Below are 20,908 nucleotides of genomic sequence, written 5' to 3' on the forward strand. Positions count from 1 at the left end.
AGGCCTCAGACGTTCATCAACAGATGCTCACGCTCCCACGGAGAGATGACCTGCAGGAACTCTTCGTATTCGGCGCGTTTGACTATGCCAAAGACGCGGGCGAATTCGGGACCCAGAACCTCGTGCAGGGCGGTGGCCTCGTCAAACAGGTCCAGCGCGTTGCCCATGACCTGCGGAATATCGCCCTCGCCTTCATATGCGTCACCGTAGAACTGGCGGCGGGGGCGTTCCTGCTGAGTCAGGCCCAGATAGCCGCAGGCCAGTGACAACGCGATGCCCAGATACGGATTGCAGTCCATCCCGGCGATACGGTTCTCTACGCGGCGCGCTTCAGGACCGGACAGCGGTACGCGAATGCCGGTGGTGCGGTTGTCCCGCGCCCATTCCAGATTGATCGGCGCGGCGTGGTCTTTCACGTAGCGGCGATAAGAGTTCACGTAAGGCGCCATCACGGCCAACCCGGCGGGCAGGTGGTTCTGCAGGCCCGCAATGAAGTTGTAGAACGCGTCCGTCTCGCCGCCCTGAGGACCGGAAAAGATGTTCTGGCCCGTTTCCAAGTCGATGATCGAGTGGTGTATATGCATTGCCGAACCCGGCTCGTCCTCGATCGGCTTGGCCATGAAAGTGGCAAAGCAATTGTGCCGAAGCGCGGCCTCTCGGATCAGGCGCTTGAAGTAGAACACCTCATCCGCCAGCTTGACCGGGTCACCATGGCGCAGGTTGATTTCCAACTGACCCGCGCCGCCTTCCTGCGTTATGCCGTCGATCTCGAACCCCTGATGTTCGGCGAAATCATAGATGTCGTCGATCACGGGGCCGAACTCATCCACTGCTGTCATCGAATAAGCCTGACGCGCCGCTGCTGGGCGGCCCGAACGGCCCATCATAGGTTTGATCCCGTGTGCCGGGTCGACGTTCGGAGCAACCAGGAAAAACTCCATCTCGGGCGCAACTATCGGGTCCCAGCCCTTGTCGTGGTACATCTGCACCACGCGTTTCAGCACGTTGCGCGGGCTGAACGGGATCGGTTCTCCGTCCCGGTCATAGGCGTCATGAATCACCTGCAGCGTCCAGTCGCCAGTCCAGGGCGCGGCAGAAGCGGTCGAGAAATCGGGCTTCAGGATCATGTCCCGCTCGATGAACCCGTCTTCGCCTGCGGCCTCGCCCCAATCGCCAGTGATGGTTTGATAAAAGATGCTGTCGGGCAGGTGAAAATAGGATTGCCGCGCGAACTTGGTTGCAGGCACAGCCTTGCCTCGGGCGATACCGGGCAGGTCCGAGATGACACATTCGACCTCATCCAGTCGATGTCCGTCGATATAGGTTCGTGCTGCCTGAGGCAGCTGATCTTTCCAGTCGGCCATCAGGCCCTCACTTTCTTCAGAAATTCTGCCATGTGCCGCCCGATTTTCGGATTGTCATCGGGGCTGGGCAAGCGATTGGCGGCTGCCTTCAACAGCGTGTCGGGGACCAAGCCCTTGCCGCGCGTTTCCATCAGGCCCTGAATGAAGGCATCGCCGTATTCCGGATGCGCCTGAACCGTCCAGATATTGTCGCCATAGGTCACCATGGCATTGCGGCAAAACGCGTTGGTTCCCGTCACGCACGCACCTTCAGGCAGTTCAACCACCTGATCCTGATGCCAGGCATTCAGCGTCACGGTCTGACCGGCAAAGTCGTAGTCGGTACGGCCGACGGACCAACCGTCTTTGAATTTTTCCACCTTGCCGCCAAGGGCTTGCGCAATAATCTGGTGACCAAAGCACACGCCGATCAAGGGTCTGCCGCTTTTCTGAATGGCACGGATCAGGTCTTCGAGCGGGGGTATCCACGGATGATCCTCATATGCTCCATGGCGCGAGCCGGTGATGATCCAGCCGTCAGCTTGTTTGTCGTCTACCGGGAACTGATTGTCCACGACAGCGAAGGTTTCGTATTCAAAGCCGTTGCCATCCAGAAGCGTGCGAAACATCGCGTCGTATTCCCCGAATTGGTCATGCAATTCGTCAGGAGGGTGGCCGGTCAGGAGGATGCCGATTTTCATGGGTCACCAAATTTGATCAAATTTATAGTAGCGGACTGCAACTAGGCGGGCAAGGGAGACTCAAACAGCTTCGAGATAGCTGAGCCAATGGTCATCGGGTGGCCGTTCTGCAAAGCGCCGGATTTCCTGCCGCTTTGTCATGGCGAAATAGCGGATCAGATCGGCGGGGAAGATGCGCGCTACGAGCGGATCGGTTTCGAACGCTGAAATGGCCGCGGCCCAGCCACCCGCCAACTGCGGCAGCCCGTCGATCTCATATGCGTTGCCCGAGATCGGGGCGGGTGGTTCGACCTCGTCTTCGATCCCGTTCAGTGCAGCACCCAATACGGCGGCCAGCATCAGATAGGGATTGATATCCCCGCCCGCGACACGATGTTCGATCCGCCGTGCGGCAGGCGCGCCTCCGGGGATGCGCACGGCTGCTGTGCGGTTCTCATAAGCCCAGCTTGCTCCTGTCGGGGCGTGCGCGCCCGGAACGAGGCGGGTGTAAGAATTACCATGTGGTGCAAATACCAACGTACAGCCTGGCATGGCTGCAAGGCATCCGGCCACAGCCCAACGCAGCAGATCGGTGCCTTCGGGGCCGCCATTGTCGAACACATTCCGGCCCTGTTGATCCACAACCGAGAAATGCACGTGCATCCCGTTGCCCGCGTCTTCCGCGTAAGGCTTGGCCATGAAACTGGCCGTAAATCCGTGTTTTCGTGCAAGTCCGCGCACCAACGCCTTGAAAAGCCATGTATCGTCTGCACAGCGCAAGGCGCCCTGATGGTTCAGGTTGATCTCGAACTGACCGACACCGCTTTCGGAAATAGCGGTTTGGGCAGGAATGCCCATCGCCGTGCAACCGTCATAAAGGTCTGTGAAAAAGGCGTCGAAGGCGTCCATCTCGGCCATGGACAAGACCGCCTCGTCACTCAGCCTCCGTCCCGTGACCGGGTTGATCGGAGGCTTCGGTTGCGAACCCGATGCGTCGAGCAGGGTGAACTCCAGCTCAGTGGCTGCGATGACAGACCAGCCGCGCTGAGCGTACCGTTCCAGCACGGTCGCGAGGGCATGCCGAGGGTCACCGGCAAACGGAGCGCCTTCATCGTCATGCAGGCACATCGGGACCAGCGCCGTATCCGTTTGCAACCACGGCACAGGCACTGGCCCGCGATCTGTCGGCAAGAGCATTCCATCGGCGTCACCGGTCTCGAAAACCAGCGGGCTGCCATCTATATCCGCGCCCCAAAGATCCACGTTCAGCGCAGAGAACGGCATCCGCACCGTGCCTTTGCTCAGCTTGTCGGCATAAGAGGGAGGCACACGTTTGCCGCGCATCTGGCCATTGAGGTCACAGGCGGCGACACGAAAACTGTGCAGGGCGCTCAGGTCCATTGGGGTCTCCTTCACTCTCGTTTTCAGAGATGTAATCGAGACAGCGCCTCTTGTCACGAAATTTGATCAAATTATACGTGGTGGGATAAAAAACAAGATGCCTGCGCCGGAAAAGCCGGCGCAGGCTGGGTCGTAATACGAAGCTGACTCCGTTTTCCGCCATAGATAGCTCGGCCACAAGGAATCCGGATAGCGCATTGATCGCATTCGTCAGAGCGGGGAAGGACGGCGGCGCGCCCGGCTCACCGACACCGGTGGGCGCTTCGGCGGACTGCACGAAATGAACGTCAATCTCGGTGAAGTCACCATTCCGAAGCGGCTCATAAACCGGGAAATTGAACTGATCCACGGCACCGCTAGCCAATGTGATCTGGTCGCGCATCTCGTGTCCAACGCCGTATCCAATGCCGCCTTCCATCTGGGCGCGTACAATATCGGGGTTCACGGCGATGCCGCAATCCACGGCACGGGTGACCTTTTCAATCTTGGTGCCGTTTTCCGGATCGCCTGAACCTTCGACGACTTCAGCCGCATATGAACCAAATGACTTGCGAATCGCGATACCCATTGATCGACCTGCCGCGCTGAGCTGCTCCCCAATGTTTGGACAGTTTTTTGCGTAGATTAAGCTACACTCTGCTCCTGTTGATCGGTTTGGGTTTCGTTAGGAACATTCCACTGCGCCTTACCGCGCTTGTCGTCAAGGAATTTTGCCAAGTATTCCAAATGTACCCCCTTATGACTTTTTTGTCTCAACTCAGTGCGCACTACCGGTAACGCAAATTGTTGGCTGTTAACTTTTCTTGGAAACTTGGCGAGCGACAAGTGTAGAAAAAAGTCATCGCGAACCCGGTCAAGTGGACAAAGTGCAGTCCGTCGTAACGTGCGAGCAGTAGAAATCTCGTGTCCATGGGGTACTATTCCGGCTTATTCCTGCCTATTGCTGTCGGTCCAATTTTGCACTAACTCGACAAGTCTGATGCCGTGGCGGTTTAAAAGGTGTTAAGTTATGGAAAATAAAAGAAAAAATATTTGGAAAAATGCGACTTTAAGTTGTGCGCCTATGATGGACTGGACCGACAGGCATTGCCGGTATCTGCACCGTTTGCTGAGCGGGCAGGCGTTGCTCTATACCGAAATGGTCACGGCACCAGCCCTTGTTCGCGGTGGGGCATTGCACCTGTTGGACTACAGCCCTGCGGAACACCCGGTCGCGCTGCAACTTGGCGGGTCTGACCCCCAGGAATTGGCGCAGGCGGCGCGTCTTGGTGCTGATGCCGGGTATGACGAGATCAATCTGAACTGTGGTTGCCCGTCGGACCGCGTACAATCCGGTACGTTCGGTGCGGTGCTGATGAAAGATCCGGTCCGGGTTGCTGAATGTGTCGCTGCCATGCGCAAAGCGGTTGATGTCGAAGTGACCGTGAAATGCCGCATCGGCGTTGACGAGCAAAACCCGGAAGAGGTTTTACCGAAATTCCTCAACGATATTCAGGCCGCGGGGTGTCGGCGGGTGACGATCCATGCGCGCAAAGCCTGGCTGCAGGGGCTGAGCCCCAAGGAAAACCGGGACATTCCGCCGTTGGACTATGATCTGGTCCATCGGATGAAATTCGCCTTTCCGGACATGCACATTTCGATAAACGGCGGTGTTAATTCGCTTGAGCAGGCCCGCACGCATCTGGATGCTGGGTTGGATGGCGTCATGATCGGACGCGCGGCCTATCACCAACCGACCGACATACTGGCCGAAGCCGACTCTCTGATTTTCGGGACAGGACAGGTGGCGGATCCGGTTGAGGTGGTTCAAAAAATGGTGCCTTATGTGGAACGACACCTTGCCGACGGTGGTCGTCTGCATCAGATCACCCGTCATATGCTGGGTCTCTTTGCCGGTCGTCCCGGTGCGCGAGCGTGGCGACGGGCATTGTCCGAAGGAGCGGTGCATGACGGCGCGGGACCTGAGGTGATGCTGCAGGCTTTGGAATGTGTGGCACCTATGGCCGAGGTTTGAACGGGATGTGAATCGGCCGCTGGCCGGTATGGGGGAACGATGCCCGAGACGATGTTGCTGGCCCAGATGCTGGGCCTTTTGCTTGTGATCGGGGCGCTGGCCGGAGTGCTGGCCGGATTGCTGGGGGTAGGTGGAGGTATCGTGCTGGTGCCCGCCTTTTTCTATGCTTTTCAAACGCTTGGGTACGGTGGTCCGCAGCTGATGCAATTGTGTCTGGCGACGTCTCTGGCGACGATCATTGTAACCTCGATGCGCTCTGTGCTTGCCCACAACAAGAAAGGCGCGGTGGACTGGGATATCCTGCGCGGCTGGGGACCTGGGATTGCCATCGGTGCGGTTTTAGGTGTTCTGGCCGCTTCGGCGCTGCGAACCGAAGCACTGCAGGCTTTGTTTGGACTGCTGGGGATGGTCATAGGGGCGTATCTCGGGTTGGGGAAATCCGAATGGCGACTGGGCGATGCCATGCCCAAAGGGGTGCGCCGCGCCGCGCTGTCGCCATCGGTCGGCTTTCTCTCGGTTTTGATGGGTATTGGTGGAGGCAGCTTCGGTGTGCCGTTGATGAGCCTGTTCAACACACCCATTCACCGGGCGGTAGCAACCGCTGCCGGGTTCGGCGTGATTATTGCGGTACCCTCGGTTCTGGGATTTCTGTTTCTGGAAATCCCTGCGGAGCACCGCCCGCCGCTGACAATCGGCGCCGTCAATCTTGTTGCCTTTGCAATCGTTGTTGCCATGACGATGATCACAGCTCCATGGGGTGTTAAACTGGCGCATGCGATGGACCCCAAACCGCTGAAACGCGTTTTTGCGGTGTTCCTGACATTGGTCGCTTTGAATATGCTGCGAAAGGCGCTGGGCCTTTGACCGACTTCTGGGAGAAAGGCTGGATCTGGTTCCCTTACGATCCGGCGATTGCTGACTGGGTTGCGCATGCGCTGCCTGTGGCCCAGGCCTCGGTCAACGATCCGGCGCACGCGCAGTGGCTGGATTGCGAAGGCACCTGGTTCATAGGTGTTGACGCATTGGATAACGACGCTGAGGGCAGGGTGGGGTGTTCAGGCGCTTTGTCGGGAAAAGCCATGGCGTTCATTTCCGAACATTTCGGGCGTTTGCCGCTGCACAAGGGGCAAGTATCAATCATCTATCCCGGCTACCCTCGTCCGAGGCGGGGCGAGAGTGAGAGCGCAGGGCGGTATCGCCTGAACCGGGACGCGGCGCATGTGGATGGATTGCGGCCCATGGGTCCGGATCGCCGTCGCCGGGTGGATGAACCGCATGCCTGGATCTTGGGGGTTCCCTTGACCGAAGCCAGCGAAGATGCCGCGCCGATGGTGTTGTGGGAAGGCAGTCATAAGATCATGCGCGCTGCGTTTGAACGCGCGCTGGATGGACATCCCCGTGACAGGCTGCATGAGGTGGACATCACGGATATCTATCAGGCCGCCCGCCGCGAAGTGTTCGAGACCTGCCCGCGCATCGAATTGCCTGCAAAGCCGGGTGAGGCCTACCTGCTGCATCGCCACTGCCTGCATGGAGTCGCGCCTTGGGGGGCGGAGGCCTCGGCCGGGCCGGATGGACGAATGATCGCCTATTTCCGTCCGGAATGCGCCGGGGGTGTGGCCGAATGGATCGAATCCCTCTAACCTCCTGTCATTATTCAGGTTTGGAGGTTTGTTCGATGATTACGGTCCACACAAATTCTGACGGTGCGTTGATCGAAGTCGAGTTGTCCGGCGAAGTGACCAGTGCTGATTACAGTCAAACTCTGGTCCCCGCAATCGAGGCAGCGCTGGAGGAACATGACTCGGTGCGCCTGCTGGCCGTCGTACAGCCGGAATTCAAAGGCTACGATCTGGGCGCGGCCTGGGCAGACACGAAACTGGGCCTCAGCCATTGGCGTGGGTTTGATCGTATCGCGGTGGCCGCCGATCAGAGGTGGGTTCAGACCAGCATCCGACTGGCCGCCCCGATACTGCCATGCCCCGTTCAGGTGTTCGAACTGTCAGAGCTGGAATCGGCTCGGCGCTGGATGCGCGAGTCCCTGGGTGCCATCCACGTGACTGATCTGGGTGGTCCTTGCGTTCAGATCAGTCTGATGGGGAAACTGGACCCCGAGGAATACAAGCAGGCCGAACTTGATCTGGACACTTTGCTACAGGGCAAAACCGGGTTCCGCCTGTTGATCGACCTGAGGGAATTTGACGGCTGGCAAGGCCTGACTGCGTTGGCTGCGCATTTCCGCCTGGCCCGGGGGCATATTGGAATGCTGGACCGAGCGGCCATCGTAGGGGACAAAGCCTGGCAACACATGGCACAGCGGGTCGCAAGCCATGTTCTGGGTGCACGTACACAGTTTTTCCCGCCGGAAGAAATTGAGAATGCCAAAAGCTGGCTTGCGGCGGGGTAAATCGCGTTCGGCATGCCGCGTTAACGGGGTGAGCGCAACTTACGTTTACGCCAAGTCAGGTGAGTGCGGGGTTTGTTTTTCTTGATCGGCTGGTCAAAAAAGAAGTAAACATGTCCCGTTCGCCCGGCCAACCACTTCGGATGAACACAAAAACTGAAGCGCGCCGCTGTGGGTTGCCACTCACTCATCGAATGTCTTCGAACTCGACCCCCCCCCCTCGGAGTTCAGACCAACCTGCAGCGGCGTGGAATCAGCGCCTATAGCGGCGTTCGAAAACTGGTTATGAGTTCGTCATGCGCGCAGCACGGCCACCGCGTCGTTTGGCGAGCCGGGGTTTGCGGTCAGGCAAATCTTCCATGATCTCGGCGCGTTCGGTGCTGTCCATTTTGGACCAGCGCGAGATTTCATCGATGGTGCGGTAGCAGCCAGTGCAGATACGCTCGGACGGGTGCACGACGCAGATCTGGACACAAGGGCTTTCGACCTCGTTCCTTTTCCAAACCATGTTCGTCATCGGCGTACCCCGTTCCGTTACAGATAGCGCAGCCTGTCCAGCGCTCCTTGCAGAATATAGCCAGCGGCAACGTGATCGATAACCTGTCCGCGACGTTTTCGTGTCGTATCCGCCTCAAGCAGTGCCTTTTCCGCCGCAACCGTGCTGAGGCGTTCGTCCCAAAATCCAATTGGGATTTCCGTGAGCCGGGACAGATTTCGGGCAAAGGCGCGGGTCGATTGGCAGCGGGGACCTTCGGTACCGTCCATGTTTCTCGGCAGCCCCAGAAGGATGCCGCCAATCTCACGGTCCGCGATGATTTCCAGCAGTCGGGCGGAATCCAGTGTGAATTTCTTGCGTCGCACAGTTTCCAGCGGGCTGGCGACCGTGCGCATCCGGTCTGACACCGCGACCCCAATAGTCTTCTCGCCCAGATCCAAACCCATCAGGGCAGTCATTGAGGCGAGCGAAGCCGCGAAGTCTTCGAATTCATCGTGGATCATTGAGCAATCCCAGCCTGCAATGCGGCAGCGTCTATTATTTCAAGCGCCTCGGTATTTCCGGCAAAGACTTCCATGGCCTCGTTTTTGATATCAATGGCGCGTTGCCCTTCGCCCACCACACCCAATGCGGAGATCAGGCGGGCCCATTCCTCGGGGCTGCCGCCTTCGGTGGCCAGTCGGTCCGACAGTTGGTTGATCATGCCGAGGATCATTTCCTGACGTTCTTCCGGGGTCAGCGCGGCGGCCGCCTCGACTTCATCCTGGCTGGGGCCGGAGGTCGCAGGGGCGGGGATTTCCGGAGCATTGAACACCCCGGCGCGGAAGGCCAGTTCGTCCAGCTGCGCATAGATGGCCTCGGCCCACGGGGCACCAGCCGGAGCGTCGCGCAGGGCATCGACCCAGATGCGATACCCAATATCGGGGCGTCCGACCTGTACCATCATCTGCCCCAGGTAATACTGTGCCGGGCCATGGCGCGGATCGCGTTGCAGCGATTGTTTCAACGCTTCTTCCGCCTCGGGCGAGACATAACCATTGGCGGCCAGGATCATCATCTCAGCCAGATGCGAAAAAGCGTCAGCCGGCACGGAATCGCCGGACAGCTCAATGACGCGTTTCTGCGCTTTGTAAGCGGCCGGGAAGTTGCCCGCATTCGCTTCGTGCTGAGCCAGCAGAATGTGCCCTTGCAGATCGTCGGGGCGCTCTGCGACCGTCTCTCGCAGCTGAGTCAGAAGATTGGCATAGCTTTCGTCCAACTGTGGCAAAGGTGCCTTTGGTGCTGCGGCTTCGGCTTCGGCCTGACTGGGGCGTTCTGTGCGCAAGGCTTCGGCCATCTCAAGCCGCTGCGACAAGGGCTGATCCGGCAGTCCGGCAGCGCCCATCTGGCGGTACATCCAGGCACCACCGCCCACCAGCACAATCAACAGGGACGCGATTGCCGTGATGTTGACCCACTGTGGCGGCCCGGGCCGATCGGTCCGGGATTGAATCTGCGCGTCTGCCGCCAGAATACGGCGCGAGATTTCGGTCCGCACGCGCTCGGCATCGGCCTCGCCAATCACGCCGCGGGCCAGATCCCGGTCTACACTGGCCAACTGTTCGCGGTACACGCGCAGTTCATAGGCGGCAGCGGGCTCACGTGATTTTCGACCGCGTAGCATGGCAAAGCCAAGGAACACTGCAATCAGCAGTGCGGTTAGGATGATCAGGGCCCAGAACGACATGGTTTCTCCGATTTGGCTGCCCTGACTTAGACCTCTCGGCGGGGCGAAAAAAGGGACAAATAGCCGCGAGAGGACTTCATGTCGCAATAATGGGGGCTATGTCGCAATAGTGCGATATTACGGCGTTGCACGGCAGGGGCATACTGTCGTTACACGGCATATCTTCGCCCAATCACCGAACCGGATGGATTCGCCTATGAAACACTATTCAGCCTTTGCTGTAGCGCGCGAAGCGCTGCGCTATCACACCGGGTGGGAGCGCGCATGGCGTTCGCCCGAACCGAAGAAACGTTACGACGTGATTATCGTCGGTGCAGGTGGCCATGGTCTGGCGACCGCGTATTATCTGGGTAAGAACTACGGGATCCAGAATGTCGCCGTGATCGAAAAAGGCTGGCTGGGTGGTGGTAACACAGGCCGGAACACGACCATCATCCGCTCGAACTATCTCCAGGACCCTTCGGCGGCGATCTACGAAAAGGCGCGCAGCCTCTACGAAGATCTGAGCCAGGACCTGAACTACAACGTCATGTTCAGCCCGCGCGGCGTGATGATGCTGGCGCAGACCCAGCACGAGATCCGTGGCTATCAGCGCACGGCCCACGCCAACGCGCTGCAAGGCGTTAAGACCGAGTGGATCACGCCCGAGCGCGTCAAAGAGCTGGTTCCGATCATCAATATCGATGGTCCCCGCTATCCGGTTCTTGGGGCGCTGTGGCAGGAACGCGGCGGCACCGCGCGTCACGATGCTGTGGCCTGGGGTTATGCGCGCGCCTGTTCGGCGATGGGCATGGACATCATTCAACAGTGCGAAGTCAACGGCGTCCGGTCCGAGAACGGTCGCGTGGTTGGAGTAGACACTACCAAAGGCTCGATAGATTGTGACAAGCTGGGCATCGTGGTTGCGGGCCATTCCGGTCAGTTGGCCGAGATGGCGGGCTTCCGTCTGCCGCTTGAGGCGATCGCCCTTCAGGCGCTCGTGTCTGAGCCGGTCAAACCCTGCATGGATGTGGTTGTAATGGCCAACACCGTGCACGGCTACATGTCGCAATCGGACAAGGGCGAGATGGTGATCGGCGGCGGCACCGACGGGTTCAATAACTACACCCAACGCGGCAGCTTCCATCATATCGAGGAAACCGTCCGCGCGCTGGTCGAAACCTTCCCGATGATCTCGCGTCTTAAAATGCTGCGCCAATGGGGCGGCATCGTGGATATGACCGGTGACCGTTCACCGATCTTGTCCAAAACACCGCTGGGCGGCTGCTTCATCAACTGCGGCTGGGGCACCGGCGGCTTTAAGTCGATCCCCGGGTCGGGCTGGGGAATGGCGCAGCTGATGGCCACAGGCCATTCACCGCTGACCGAAGCGTTCTCGCTGGACCGCTTCAAAGAGGGTCGCTTCATCGACGAAAGCGTCGCCGCCGGGGTGGCACACTAAGGGTTCTGCCCGAAGTTGCCAGATAACAGAATTCTGGTCGGCCACTGCGCCGACCGACCGCCAAAAGGATGACCACATGCTGATCCTGAATTGCCCCTATTGCGGCGTTGATGCCGAAGAAACCGAACTGGCCGCTGGTGGCGAGGCGCATCTGAAGCGTTTCGGTCCGGGTTCATCGGATGATGATTTCCACGACTACCTGTTCATGCGCGAAAACCCCAAAGGCGTTCATCTTGAACGTTGGCGCCACAGCAATGGCTGCGGCAAGTGGTTCCACGCCGCGCGCTGCACCCAGACGCTCGAGGTTTTCGGGACATATCCCGCCCAGACCACCGAGCCGCCGCAGGAGATCAAGGACAACATCGCCGCCAAACGCCCTGGCTGGGCATGGAGAGAGTTCTCCTGATGCTTCATCTTTTCAAAAATACTCCCGCCGGAGGCTCCGCCGCCTCCACCTGCGAAAGGTCCGCGTAAAATGAGCACCCGCCTCGCAAAACACGGCCGGCTGATTGACCGGTCAAAACAGGTTACATTCACCTTCAACGGTACCTCGATGCAGGGCTATGAGGGCGACACGCTTGCCTCGGCCCTGCTGGCCAACGATCAGGTGATGATGGGCCGGTCGTTCAAATACCACCGCCCGCGCGGCGTTGTCGCCAGCGGCGCGGAAGAGCCGAATGCCCTGGTCGGTCTTGGGCAGGGCAACCGGTTCGAACCGAACCAGCGCGCCACCACGACTGAGCTGTTCAACGGACTGACTTCGGTTTCCCAGAACCACTGGCCAAATCTTGAATTCGACATCGGTGCCGTGAACACGGCCTTTGCCCGGTTTCTGCCTGCCGGTTTCTATTACAAGACGTTCATCCATCCCAAACCGTTCTGGAAACACGTCTACGAACCGATCATCCGTCAGTCCGCCGGTCTGGGCAAAGCGCCCGACAAGGACTCGCGCGACGCGGACACTTACGAGCACTTTTATGCCTTCACTGATGTTCTCGTAATCGGTGGCGGTGTGGGAGGCCTTCAGGCAGCCAAAGCGGCGGCGCAGTCCGGCGCCAAGGTCATGCTGATTGAACAGACCGCGCATTGGGGCGGACGAGCGCCTGTGGATGGTGGAACCATCAACGGTGAGCCTGTGGATAAGTTCGTGGAACAATTAGTTTCCGAACTCGAAACAATGGATAACGTTACCATGCGGTCTCGCTGCATGGGCGCGGGCGTTTACGACCACGGTTATGTGCTGGGATATGAGCGTCTGACAGACCATAATCCGGGCACGCGAGGACCCCGCCATCGCTTGTGGCGTATCCGGGCCAAACAGGTCGTAACCGCAACCGGTGCCATCGAACGTCCGCTTTCTTTCGCGGGCAACGATGTACCGGGCGTGATGCTCGCCTCGGCGATGCGCGACTATGTCGTGAACTGGGGTGTGACGCCGGGCGATAAGGTGATTGTCGCCACCAATAATGACGATGCGTATCGCACAGCGATCATCCTGAAGCAGGCGGGTGTGGATATCTTGCGCATAGTTGACGCTAGGGCAGCCGCCGGTCCATTGGCCGAAGAGGCACGCCAGTTGGGTATCCGTGTCGATCCTGGAAAGGCGATCGCCAAGGTCAAGGGTGGCAAACGCGTCAAAAAGGTTGCGATTTGCAATCAGGAAGGCGTCGGAGGCGCTCGCGAAGAGGTTGATTGCGACGCGGTTGCCATGTCAGGCGGCTGGTCTCCGGTTGTTCACATGTGGTCGCATTGCGGCGGCAAGCTGATCTGGGATGAGGCGAATGCCCATTTCCGCCCTGATCCCTCGCGCCCGCCTCTGGGTGCTGACGGTGAAGGATTTGTGTTGGCCGCTGGGTCCTCGAACGGGCCGCTGGCGCTGGGCGATGTCCTGACCGATGCGCAGTCAGCAGGCAAGGCAGCGGCAAAGGCCGCAGGCTTCAAGCCAAAGAACACAAAGGCACCGGTTGGCGAAACCACGGCAGAGGCGCCCATGGAGGCGGTCTGGCTGATGCCCGCCAATGCCGAAGTTCAGTTGCGTATGAAATCCTGGCTCGACTTCCAGAACGACGTCAAAGTCTCTGACGTCCAACTGGCGGCGCGTGAAGGTTATGAGAGCGTTGAACACACCAAGCGGTACACCACGCTGGGTATGGCGACAGATCAGGGTAAGTTGAGCAACATCAACGGTTTGGCGATCCTCGCTGATGCGCTGGAATCGGAAATCCCGAAGGTCGGCACCACCACTTTCCGTCCGCCTTATACTCCGATCTCGCTGGCGGCCATTGGCGGCGAAGCGCGCGGTGAGGTGTTCCAGCCGATCCGCCAGACGCCAATGCACAACTGGCACGACAAGAACGGCGCCGATTGGGAGCCTGTCGGCCACTGGCGCCGGACCTATGCCTACGTCCGCCCCGGCGAATCCGTGCATGACGCGGTAAATCGCGAGGTCAAGAACACCCGCGAAAACCTCGGCCTGCTGGACGCCTCGACGTTGGGCAAGCTGATCGTCAAAGGCCCGGATGCCGGCAAGTTCCTGGACATGATGTACACCAACATGATGTCCACGCTGAAGGTCGGCAAATGCCGCTATGGCCTGATGTGTTCGGAAAACGGCTTCCTGATCGACGACGGTGTTGTTGCCCGCATCGACGAGGATACCTGGCTGTGTCACACAACCACCGGCGGTGCGGAGCGTATCCACGGCCATATGGAAGAGTGGCTGCAGACCGAGTGGTGGGATTGGAAAGTCTACGTCGCCAACGTGACCGAACAATACGCTCAGGTCGCAGTCGTCGGCCCCAACGCCCGCAAGGTGCTGGAAAAGCTGGGCGGCATGGATGTTGGTAAAGAGACGCTGCCATTCATGGAATGGCGCGATGGCAAGATCGGCGAGTTCGATTGCCGTGCTTACCGCATCTCGTTCTCGGGCGAGCTGTCTTACGAAATCGCCGTTCCTGCCAGCCAGGGTCAGGCATTCTGGGATGCTCTAATGGAGGCAGGCAAAGAGTTCGGCGTGATGCCATACGGCACCGAATGTCTGCACATCCTGCGCGCCGAGAAGGGCTTTATCATGATCGGGGACGAGACCGACGGCACTGTGATCCCGCAGGATCTGGGGCTGCACTGGGCGCTTTCGAAAAAGAAAGAGGACTACCTTGGCAAGCGCGCCCATTCGCGTAGCCACATGGCCGATCCAGAGCGTTGGAAACTGGTTGGTCTCGAGACTGTGGATGGTTCTGTCATCCCCGACGGCGCTTACGCAGTGGGCGAGGGCGTCAACGCCAACGGTCAGCGCAACATGATCGGACGTGTGACCTCGACCTACTACTCGGCTAACCTGGACAAGGGTATCGCCATGGGCCTGATCAAGCACGGTCCGGACCGGATGGGTGAGATTGTCGAGTTCCCGGGCACCGACGGTAAAACCTACAAAGCAAAGATCGTGGACCCGATCTTCTTCGACAAGGACGGGGAGAAGCAGAATGTCTGAATCCATCAGCGCACTGAACCACGCCAGCTATGACGGCATCGCCAAGATCGAGGAAATCGGTCTGCAGGGCATGATCACCCTGCGCGGCGACCTGTCGGACAAGGTGTTGGCCAAGGCTGTCAAGGACGCCACCGGGCAGAAAATGCCCGCTCAGCGCGAGGCTCTGGTCAATGGCGATACCGGCGCTTGCTGGATGTCGACCGACGAATTGCTGGTGCTTGTCCCTTACGCCGAGGTTGAGGCCAAGCTGGCCGCGATGACCAGCGCGCTCAGCGGCACGCATGCCTTGGCGGTCAACGTCTCTGACGCGCGCGCGGTTTTCCGTATCTCGGGCGGTAACGCGCGCGTGGTTTTGGGCAAACTGTCTCCGGTCGATCTTGCGCCCGAAGCGTTCCAGCCTGGCCAGATCCGCCGCTCGCGACTGGCGCAGGTCGCGGGTGCGTTCTGGATGGACGATGCCGAAACCTTCCGTGTTGTCTGTTTCCGGTCGGCTGCGGATTACGTGTTCAAGCTGCTCAAGGTCGCGGCGCAGCCGGGCAGTGAGGTCGGGATTTACTGACCTCCGCCTCAGCGCTGAACAAACAGACCGTCCGTTCCAGCGGGCGGTCTTTTTTGCGTGTTCAGGAATCCGCAAGACGGACGGGCTGTTTTGTCGCTTTTCTTGATGTCAACTTTAGGTGGTGAACCTGCACACTAATTAGTACGAACGAAATTACGGAAACTCTCGCATTGCGGGAATATTTAAATGATCTAAGCGCCTTGAAGCTTGGACAAAAATAGTAGGGGCACAATCACTTAAATGAGGATTTCGAAGACGTTAGCGATTTGTCTCGCGGCGCTGTCCGCTGCGCCCGGAGTAGCCATCGCCGAGTCCTATTCGGAGACGTTAGAGTGCGCCTTCAAAAGAGGTCTTGCGAATAGACCTACCCCGAGCCGCATTCTACTTTCGTTGGACGAATTTGGGCGATTTGCATTGCTTCATGAAGTTGATATTCCGGAAATCGAAACCTCGACCGGGTCTGCAAGTGTTCTCAGAAAAAGTTACCGTGTCCTGTCGATTGCTTGGCAAGGGAAGGAATACTCATATCGTCACAACGACAAGACGGCGCGTACTTATGTAAACGCGCCCGAAGGCGCTGATTTGCATAGGCTGGAGTTTCGCGTTTTTTTTGGACCGCACCACGATGAAGGCAATTGCGCGTTCAAGATCAACCGGCCAACGCATGCGACCGGGCGAAGCTGTCGGGCGCTGTAAGGCGCATGCTTTTCCTACCAAATAAAAAGTCAATGAAAGTACGGAAATGAAGAATTTTTTCGCCTCTGTAATTTTCGCTTTGTCTGCGTCCGCTGCTGTGGCTGAGGTTGTAACTTACGACTGTTCGCTTCACAGGCTGGAGCAAGGTTGGGTTCCTGATCGCGTTGTCCTGAGCGTTGACGCAGAAGAAAAGCGCGCGCGCGCTTATGATGCGTATATTCACAACATCGACGAAGAGCCGTAGGATGTTAAATTCAAGAAAACCCGCAAGGGTGAGTACAGAATGCTCTGGAAGATGAAGGTTCCGGCAAGCAACGGTCAGCGGATATATGTAAGCTATACGGCGACGTTGAACCCGGAAACACGACAGTTGAACATGATCACCAGATTCCCGCAGATGAATGTAACCAATCGCCCGAAGGGGGTTGGACCCTGCAAGATTCTGAACGGAGAATCCCTTTACGCCTCATAAAACGAAGAAAATTGACGGACCTTATTTGGGTCAATGGCGATATATCCCCGGGCAAGCCGGGGATATACATTACTCTACCTTACAGCTCCCGGTACCATACGGTTTGTTCGCGGCATTTACATTAACGAAAGCCATCCGAACTTTGACGCTGTTGTCCTGGGGGTCAAGATTCGCCTGATATCTGACACGCACGTTTGGTCCCTGCGACGTCTTGGATGTCAGGTTCCAGGACATACGATACCCTTTGGAACCGCGGTTTTTAAAGCGCGTATCTATCCATTCAGGTTTGTCGACAACCTGCGCTGTGCCCTGTTCGCTATCAACCTGAAACAGGTAAGCCGGGGCGATCCACCCCCGGCCGTCGACCTTTGTCATCTTGCAAGCATAAGTTATCGGGCTTGCCGAGGCGGCTAGTGCAGCCAACGTCCATGCAAAGAGGGCTGCAAGCATAAATCTCATAATTGGTTCCTTCGTAAACTTTCTGTCCGGCAATCCATCTCAACCCCAAATGGAGCTCAAGCTGGAATCAGGAACCAAAGCTGAAAACGCGTAAAGCCCGAGGTAATTTTGCCGCACTTTATCCTTGCAATAGGATCGTTTGAAATTGCGACAGGTTGTGCGGATCAAGTGCTGCCTTTTCGTCCAGAGGTCGCCCTTTCTCGTCACGAATATCAGAATAGAAAGAAAGGGATTTTAGAAGGTCAGCCGTTTTCGAAACCTGTTCCTCGGCAGGCAGCAGCGGCGCATGAAGGGAAAGATAAAGCGTCGGGCGATACTCTTTCAAAAACGGAATGAGTGTGGGCAAAACCGCGTATTCAGCCCCCTCTATATCCATCTTGACCAGAGATACCCGTGACAGGTCCTTCACGGCCTCAAACTGATCCCAGCCAATTGTCAGCGCGTCGCTGCCATGCGCGCCGTCATGCAGCAGGGAACTGGTGGAATCGCCTGGTTCACCGCGCAATGAGGCCATGCGGGCCACCCCGAACCGGTCCGACAGTGCCACACCAAAGGCCGAGACGTTGCGGATATTGTTCAGGTCCAGATTCCACGCCAGATGGCGGAATGCAGTCGGGTCGGGCTCAAAACACCAGACATGGCGCGATCTTCGGGCACCGTACAGGACCGTAGGGCCAATCCAGGCGCCGATATCCAAGTAGTCGCTGTCTGATGTCAGAAATTTGTCGAGAACGGCGAAGGTTTCCGGCTCCCATGCGCCAGCCGAGACCTTGCGCCAGAACTTGGAATGATAGGGGTCCAGGCGGAACGGCTCGCCGTTCAGGTGCCCCGCATAGTACCCGCGGGCGCGGTAAAACATCTTGCGCGCCTGTATCAGCATCGCGGACCTTTCGGTTTTGTGATCTCTGCCCTTGACCTGCGGCACTTGCCACAGCATTTAACCTGTGGAACCGCAACAATCATTTTCAACAGGGGGCCGAGATGGCTTTTGAACTTCCTGATCTTCCTTATGCACATGACGCGCTGGCAGCCAAGGGTATGTCCGCGGAAACACTGGAATATCACCACGACCTGCACCACAAGGCCTATGTCGACAACGGCAACAAGCTGATCGCAGGCACCGAGTGGGACGGCAAATCGCTGGAAGAGATCATCGTTGGCACCTACGATGCAAACGCCGTTGCGCAGAACGGCATCTTCAACAACATCAGCCAGCTTTGGAATCACAACCAGTTCTGGGAAATGATGGGCCCCGGCGCGAGCGCCATGCCCGGTGAACTGGAAAAGGCTCTGGTCGAAAGCTTTGGCTCGGTTGACGAGTTCAAGTCGCAGTTCAGCGCCGCCGGTGCCGGTCAGTTCGGTTCGGGCTGGGCGTGGCTGGTCAAGAACGCCGACGGTTCGCTGGCCGTGACAAAGACCGAGAACGGCGTGAACCCGCTGTGCTTTGGTCAGACCGCGCTGCTGGGTTGCGACGTTTGGGAGCACTCGTACTACATCGATTTCCGCAACAAGCGTCCGGCGTACCTGTCGAATTTCCTCGACAATCTGGTGAACTGGGAAAACGTCTCGTCGCGGATGTGATACATTGACCCGACGTGGGTTCATAAAGGGCCTGCTGGCGTCAACGCTGGCAGGCCTATTTGTCGCCGCCTGGGCGTTCTTTTTCGAACCCTCGGTGCGATTGCGTGTGCGCAAGTGGCGGCTGCGGCGCAAAGATTGGACCGCTCCGCCGCTGCGCATCGCGGTACTTTCCGACCTGCATGTAGGTGAGCCCTATGTTGGTTTGGATCGGATCGAACAGGTGGTGCGCCGTACCAATGCACTGGCGCCCGACCTTGTACTGCTGCTCGGAGATTATGCCGGGCATCACAGAGTTATCACAGGTCAGATCGAAGCCCGAGAGCTGGCACCGGTACTTGCAAAGTTGGAGGCACGGAACGGCGTTTACGCTGTTCTGGGCAACCACGACTGGTGGGATGACCGGGACGCTCAAAGACGGGGTGCAGGACCAAACAAATTTGCCGAAGCGTTTCAACAGCAGGGTATCAAGGTTCTGTCCAATGAAGCGGTGCGGCTGGATGATTTGGGTATCTGGCTTGCAGGGCTTGAGGATCAGCTTGCATTCAGGCGCGGTGGACGGCTTGTGGGGCTGGATGATTTACCCGGAACGCTGGAACAGGTCACAGATGACGCACCCATTGTAATGATGGCGCACGAACCGGATATTTTCCCCAAGGTGCCCGACAACGTTGCGCTGACTCTCTCTGGGCATACCCATGGCGGTCAGGTTCGGCTGTTTGGGTGGTCGCCTGTAGTGCCTTCGAAATATGGCAACCGTTATGCTTATGGGCACGTGCGCGAAGGCAAGCGCGATCTGGTGGTCTCGGGGGGGATTGGGTGTTCGATCCTGCCCGTGCGCTTTGGCGTTACACCCGAGATAACCGTGATCGAAATGTCCGCCTGAAGGGTGGAAACCTGCCGATGAAGAAAGTTTCATCTTGAGACGGGATTGCACGCCGCTCCGTAGTGCTTAGTTTAAGTGAGGCGGAGGGAGAGAACCGCTAACCAGATGAAAAACAAGCAGGCAACGCGCCGAAAACCACTGGGCGCGTGAGTGTTGAACTGTGCCTGCTGGATGAGGGATGGCCGCAATAGCCATTACAGGAGAGCACGATGGTCGCACTTGAACAGGGAACCTGGGTTGTCATTGCCGACGGGGAAAAGGCGCTGTTTGTCGAAAATATCACCGACGCCGAAGATCCCAATCTGGTCGTCGTTTCGGTTGAGGAACAGGATGCGTCCAACCGACCGACCGACCGGGCGGGGCGGCGGTATGATACCGGGCCGAACCAGAAATCAGCCGTCGAGGAACCAAACTGGAAAGCACACGCTAAGTCCCTATTCGTGCAGGATCTGGCCAATCTGTTGAACCGAAAAGGCCTGAAAGGGGCCTTTAGCCGGCTGGTTCTGGTCGCCAGCCCGCATGTTCTGGGGCTGTTACGGCGGCGACTTCACAGCGAAGTTTTGGCCAAGGTTGTTGCGGAGGTCGATAAGACACTGACCAACCACCCGTTGCACAAAGTTGAAAAACTTCTGAGTAACCAACTGAAGCCCGCAGCCGCGGCGGTGTGACCTTGTCGGGCGGTCATTGGCCGCCCGTACACCATTCTGCTACGCAAGATACTTGCGCAGCGTGGAAACAGCGGTGGCCGGATCCTCGACCCAGGTTATGAAATCCGCCAATGACGTTTCAGCGAACCCCTGGTCGATGACATTCTGCAAAAGGTCGTGCAGCGCGTCCCAATATCCATCGACATTCATCACCAGAATGGGCTTGTCGTGCAGGCCCAGCTGTCGCCATGTCAATGCTTCGAACAGCTCATCCAGGGAACCGGGGCCGCCCGGCAAAACGACGACGGCGTCCGCATTCATGATCATGACTTTTTTGCGTTCGTGCATGGTTTCCGTCACCACGAAACGGGTCAGGTCAGTCTTGCCGACTTCGCGTTTCAGCAGGTGAACAGGGATTACACCAAAGGTATCGCCTCCAGCGGATTGCGCGGCCCGGGCGACTTCCCCCATCAACCCCACATCACCGGCACCGTAGACCAGTCGCCAACCTTCCTGTGCCAGCAGGTTGCCAAAGGTCCGGGCGGCCTCGGCATATGCGGAATTGGCGCCATTGCGTGACCCGCAATACACACAGACTGACTTCTGAGACATCCGA

General features: G+C 58.2%; 22 protein-coding genes. 12 read left to right on the top strand and 10 right to left on the bottom strand.

From position 1 onward, the window contains the following. Window positions 1-5: 5 nt before the first annotated feature. The 5 genes from GOX66_RS18175 to GOX66_RS18195 are packed head-to-tail and all read right to left on the bottom strand — an operon-like array spanning window position 6 to window position 4,345. Window positions 6-1,364: a glutamine synthetase family protein gene (locus GOX66_RS18175; protein ID WP_170764246.1), complete on the bottom strand. Its 1,359-nt coding sequence runs from the start codon at window positions 1,362-1,364 to the stop codon at window positions 6-8. Further along, complete coding sequence (locus GOX66_RS18180) at window positions 1,364-2,044, bottom strand: type 1 glutamine amidotransferase (protein ID WP_170764248.1); 681 nt, start codon at window positions 2,042-2,044, stop codon at window positions 1,364-1,366. The genes GOX66_RS18175 and GOX66_RS18180 overlap by 1 nt, the downstream gene beginning before the upstream one ends. 60 nt (window positions 2,045-2,104) lie before the next feature. Beyond that, window positions 2,105-3,424: a glutamine synthetase family protein gene (locus GOX66_RS18185; RefSeq protein WP_170764250.1), complete on the bottom strand. Its 1,320-nt coding sequence runs from the start codon at window positions 3,422-3,424 to the stop codon at window positions 2,105-2,107. Further along, the gene (locus tag GOX66_RS18190) at window positions 3,381-3,992 is read right to left on the bottom strand and encodes a molybdopterin cofactor-binding domain-containing protein (protein ID WP_170764252.1); all 612 of its coding nucleotides are present in this window, start codon (window positions 3,990-3,992) and stop codon (window positions 3,381-3,383) included. Before GOX66_RS18190 ends, GOX66_RS18185 begins: the two co-directional genes overlap by 44 nt. 56 nt (window positions 3,993-4,048) lie before the next feature. Then, window positions 4,049-4,345: a pyocin activator PrtN family protein gene (locus GOX66_RS18195; RefSeq protein WP_419555568.1), complete on the bottom strand. Its 297-nt coding sequence runs from the start codon at window positions 4,343-4,345 to the stop codon at window positions 4,049-4,051. A gap of 88 nt (window positions 4,346-4,433) precedes the next feature. Here GOX66_RS18195 and dusA point away from each other — a divergent pair, with 88 nt between their 5' ends. From dusA to GOX66_RS18215, 4 genes are read left to right on the top strand one after another with little or no spacing between them, the layout of a single operon-like run. Continuing rightward, a complete protein-coding gene (gene dusA, locus GOX66_RS18200) occupies window positions 4,434-5,438 on the top strand; it encodes a tRNA dihydrouridine(20/20a) synthase DusA (RefSeq protein ID WP_170764254.1) in 1,005 nt (334 codons plus the stop codon). Window positions 5,439-5,477: 39 nt separating this feature from the next. Next, the gene (locus tag GOX66_RS18205; protein ID WP_170764256.1) at window positions 5,478-6,302 is read left to right on the top strand and encodes a sulfite exporter TauE/SafE family protein; all 825 of its coding nucleotides are present in this window, start codon (window positions 5,478-5,480) and stop codon (window positions 6,300-6,302) included. Further along, window positions 6,299-7,081, top strand: a complete 783-nt coding sequence (locus GOX66_RS18210) for a hypothetical protein (protein WP_170764258.1) — start codon at window positions 6,299-6,301, stop codon at window positions 7,079-7,081. The genes GOX66_RS18205 and GOX66_RS18210 overlap by 4 nt, the downstream gene beginning before the upstream one ends. Window positions 7,082-7,116: 35 nt before the next feature. Next, entirely contained in the window at window positions 7,117-7,845 is a 729-nt protein-coding gene (locus GOX66_RS18215) for a SpoIIAA family protein (RefSeq protein WP_170764260.1), read from the top strand. Between the two features lie 280 nt (window positions 7,846-8,125). Here the strand turns inward: GOX66_RS18215 and GOX66_RS18220 are convergent, their stop codons facing one another. From GOX66_RS18220 to ccmI, 3 genes are read right to left on the bottom strand one after another with little or no spacing between them, the layout of a single operon-like run. After that, entirely contained in the window at window positions 8,126-8,359 is a 234-nt protein-coding gene (locus GOX66_RS18220) for a DUF1289 domain-containing protein (protein ID WP_170764262.1), read from the bottom strand. A gap of 17 nt (window positions 8,360-8,376) precedes the next feature. Then, window positions 8,377-8,841 carry a Holliday junction resolvase RuvX gene (ruvX, locus tag GOX66_RS18225; RefSeq protein ID WP_170764264.1) on the bottom strand — a complete coding sequence of 155 codons (465 nt, stop codon included), beginning with the start codon at window positions 8,839-8,841 and terminating at the stop codon, window positions 8,377-8,379. Continuing rightward, window positions 8,838-10,064: a c-type cytochrome biogenesis protein CcmI gene (gene ccmI, locus GOX66_RS18230; protein WP_170764266.1), complete on the bottom strand. Its 1,227-nt coding sequence runs from the start codon at window positions 10,062-10,064 to the stop codon at window positions 8,838-8,840. The genes ruvX and ccmI overlap by 4 nt, the downstream gene beginning before the upstream one ends. Window positions 10,065-10,260: 196 nt before the next feature. Here ccmI and GOX66_RS18235 point away from each other — a divergent pair, with 196 nt between their 5' ends. The 5 genes from GOX66_RS18235 (at window position 10,261) to GOX66_RS18255 (ending at window position 16,494) form a co-directional block, all read left to right on the top strand. Further along, entirely contained in the window at window positions 10,261-11,505 is a 1,245-nt protein-coding gene (locus tag GOX66_RS18235) for a sarcosine oxidase subunit beta family protein (protein ID WP_170764268.1), read from the top strand. Between the two features lie 76 nt (window positions 11,506-11,581). Beyond that, the gene (locus GOX66_RS18240; protein WP_170764270.1) at window positions 11,582-11,911 is read left to right on the top strand and encodes a sarcosine oxidase subunit delta; all 330 of its coding nucleotides are present in this window, start codon (window positions 11,582-11,584) and stop codon (window positions 11,909-11,911) included. 69 nt (window positions 11,912-11,980) lie between these two features. Beyond that, window positions 11,981-14,995, top strand: coding sequence for a sarcosine oxidase subunit alpha family protein (locus tag GOX66_RS18245; protein WP_170764272.1), 3,015 nt, complete (start codon window positions 11,981-11,983; stop codon window positions 14,993-14,995). Beyond that, window positions 14,988-15,554: a sarcosine oxidase subunit gamma gene (locus GOX66_RS18250; protein ID WP_170764274.1), complete on the top strand. Its 567-nt coding sequence runs from the start codon at window positions 14,988-14,990 to the stop codon at window positions 15,552-15,554. Before GOX66_RS18245 ends, GOX66_RS18250 begins: the two co-directional genes overlap by 8 nt. Before the next feature lie 742 nt (window positions 15,555-16,296). Further along, the gene (locus GOX66_RS18255) at window positions 16,297-16,494 is read left to right on the top strand and encodes a hypothetical protein (protein ID WP_170764276.1); all 198 of its coding nucleotides are present in this window, start codon (window positions 16,297-16,299) and stop codon (window positions 16,492-16,494) included. 805 nt (window positions 16,495-17,299) lie between these two features. On the opposite strand, the gene GOX66_RS18260 is transcribed toward GOX66_RS18255, so the two are convergent. After that, window positions 17,300-18,118, bottom strand: a complete 819-nt coding sequence (locus GOX66_RS18260) for an FkbM family methyltransferase (protein WP_237212670.1) — start codon at window positions 18,116-18,118, stop codon at window positions 17,300-17,302. A gap of 44 nt (window positions 18,119-18,162) precedes the next feature. On the opposite strand from GOX66_RS18260, the gene GOX66_RS18265 reads away from it, so the two are divergent. The 3 genes from GOX66_RS18265 to GOX66_RS18275 all read left to right on the top strand — a co-directional run bounded on the left by GOX66_RS18265 (window position 18,163) and on the right by GOX66_RS18275 (window position 20,313). Beyond that, window positions 18,163-18,762, top strand: coding sequence for a superoxide dismutase (locus tag GOX66_RS18265; protein WP_170764278.1), 600 nt, complete (start codon window positions 18,163-18,165; stop codon window positions 18,760-18,762). A gap of 4 nt (window positions 18,763-18,766) precedes the next feature. Continuing rightward, window positions 18,767-19,645: a metallophosphoesterase gene (locus GOX66_RS18270; RefSeq protein WP_170764280.1), complete on the top strand. Its 879-nt coding sequence runs from the start codon at window positions 18,767-18,769 to the stop codon at window positions 19,643-19,645. A gap of 209 nt (window positions 19,646-19,854) precedes the next feature. Continuing rightward, the gene (locus GOX66_RS18275; RefSeq protein ID WP_170764282.1) at window positions 19,855-20,313 is read left to right on the top strand and encodes a host attachment family protein; all 459 of its coding nucleotides are present in this window, start codon (window positions 19,855-19,857) and stop codon (window positions 20,311-20,313) included. 39 nt (window positions 20,314-20,352) lie between these two features. Here GOX66_RS18275 and GOX66_RS18280 read toward each other — a convergent pair whose 3' ends face one another. Further along, window positions 20,353-20,904: an LOG family protein gene (locus GOX66_RS18280; RefSeq protein ID WP_170764284.1), complete on the bottom strand. Its 552-nt coding sequence runs from the start codon at window positions 20,902-20,904 to the stop codon at window positions 20,353-20,355. Window positions 20,905-20,908 lie beyond the last annotated feature (4 nt).

The organism is Ruegeria lacuscaerulensis (assembly GCF_013031245.1).
Taxonomy (GTDB): domain Bacteria; phylum Pseudomonadota; class Alphaproteobacteria; order Rhodobacterales; family Rhodobacteraceae; genus Ruegeria; species Ruegeria lacuscaerulensis_C.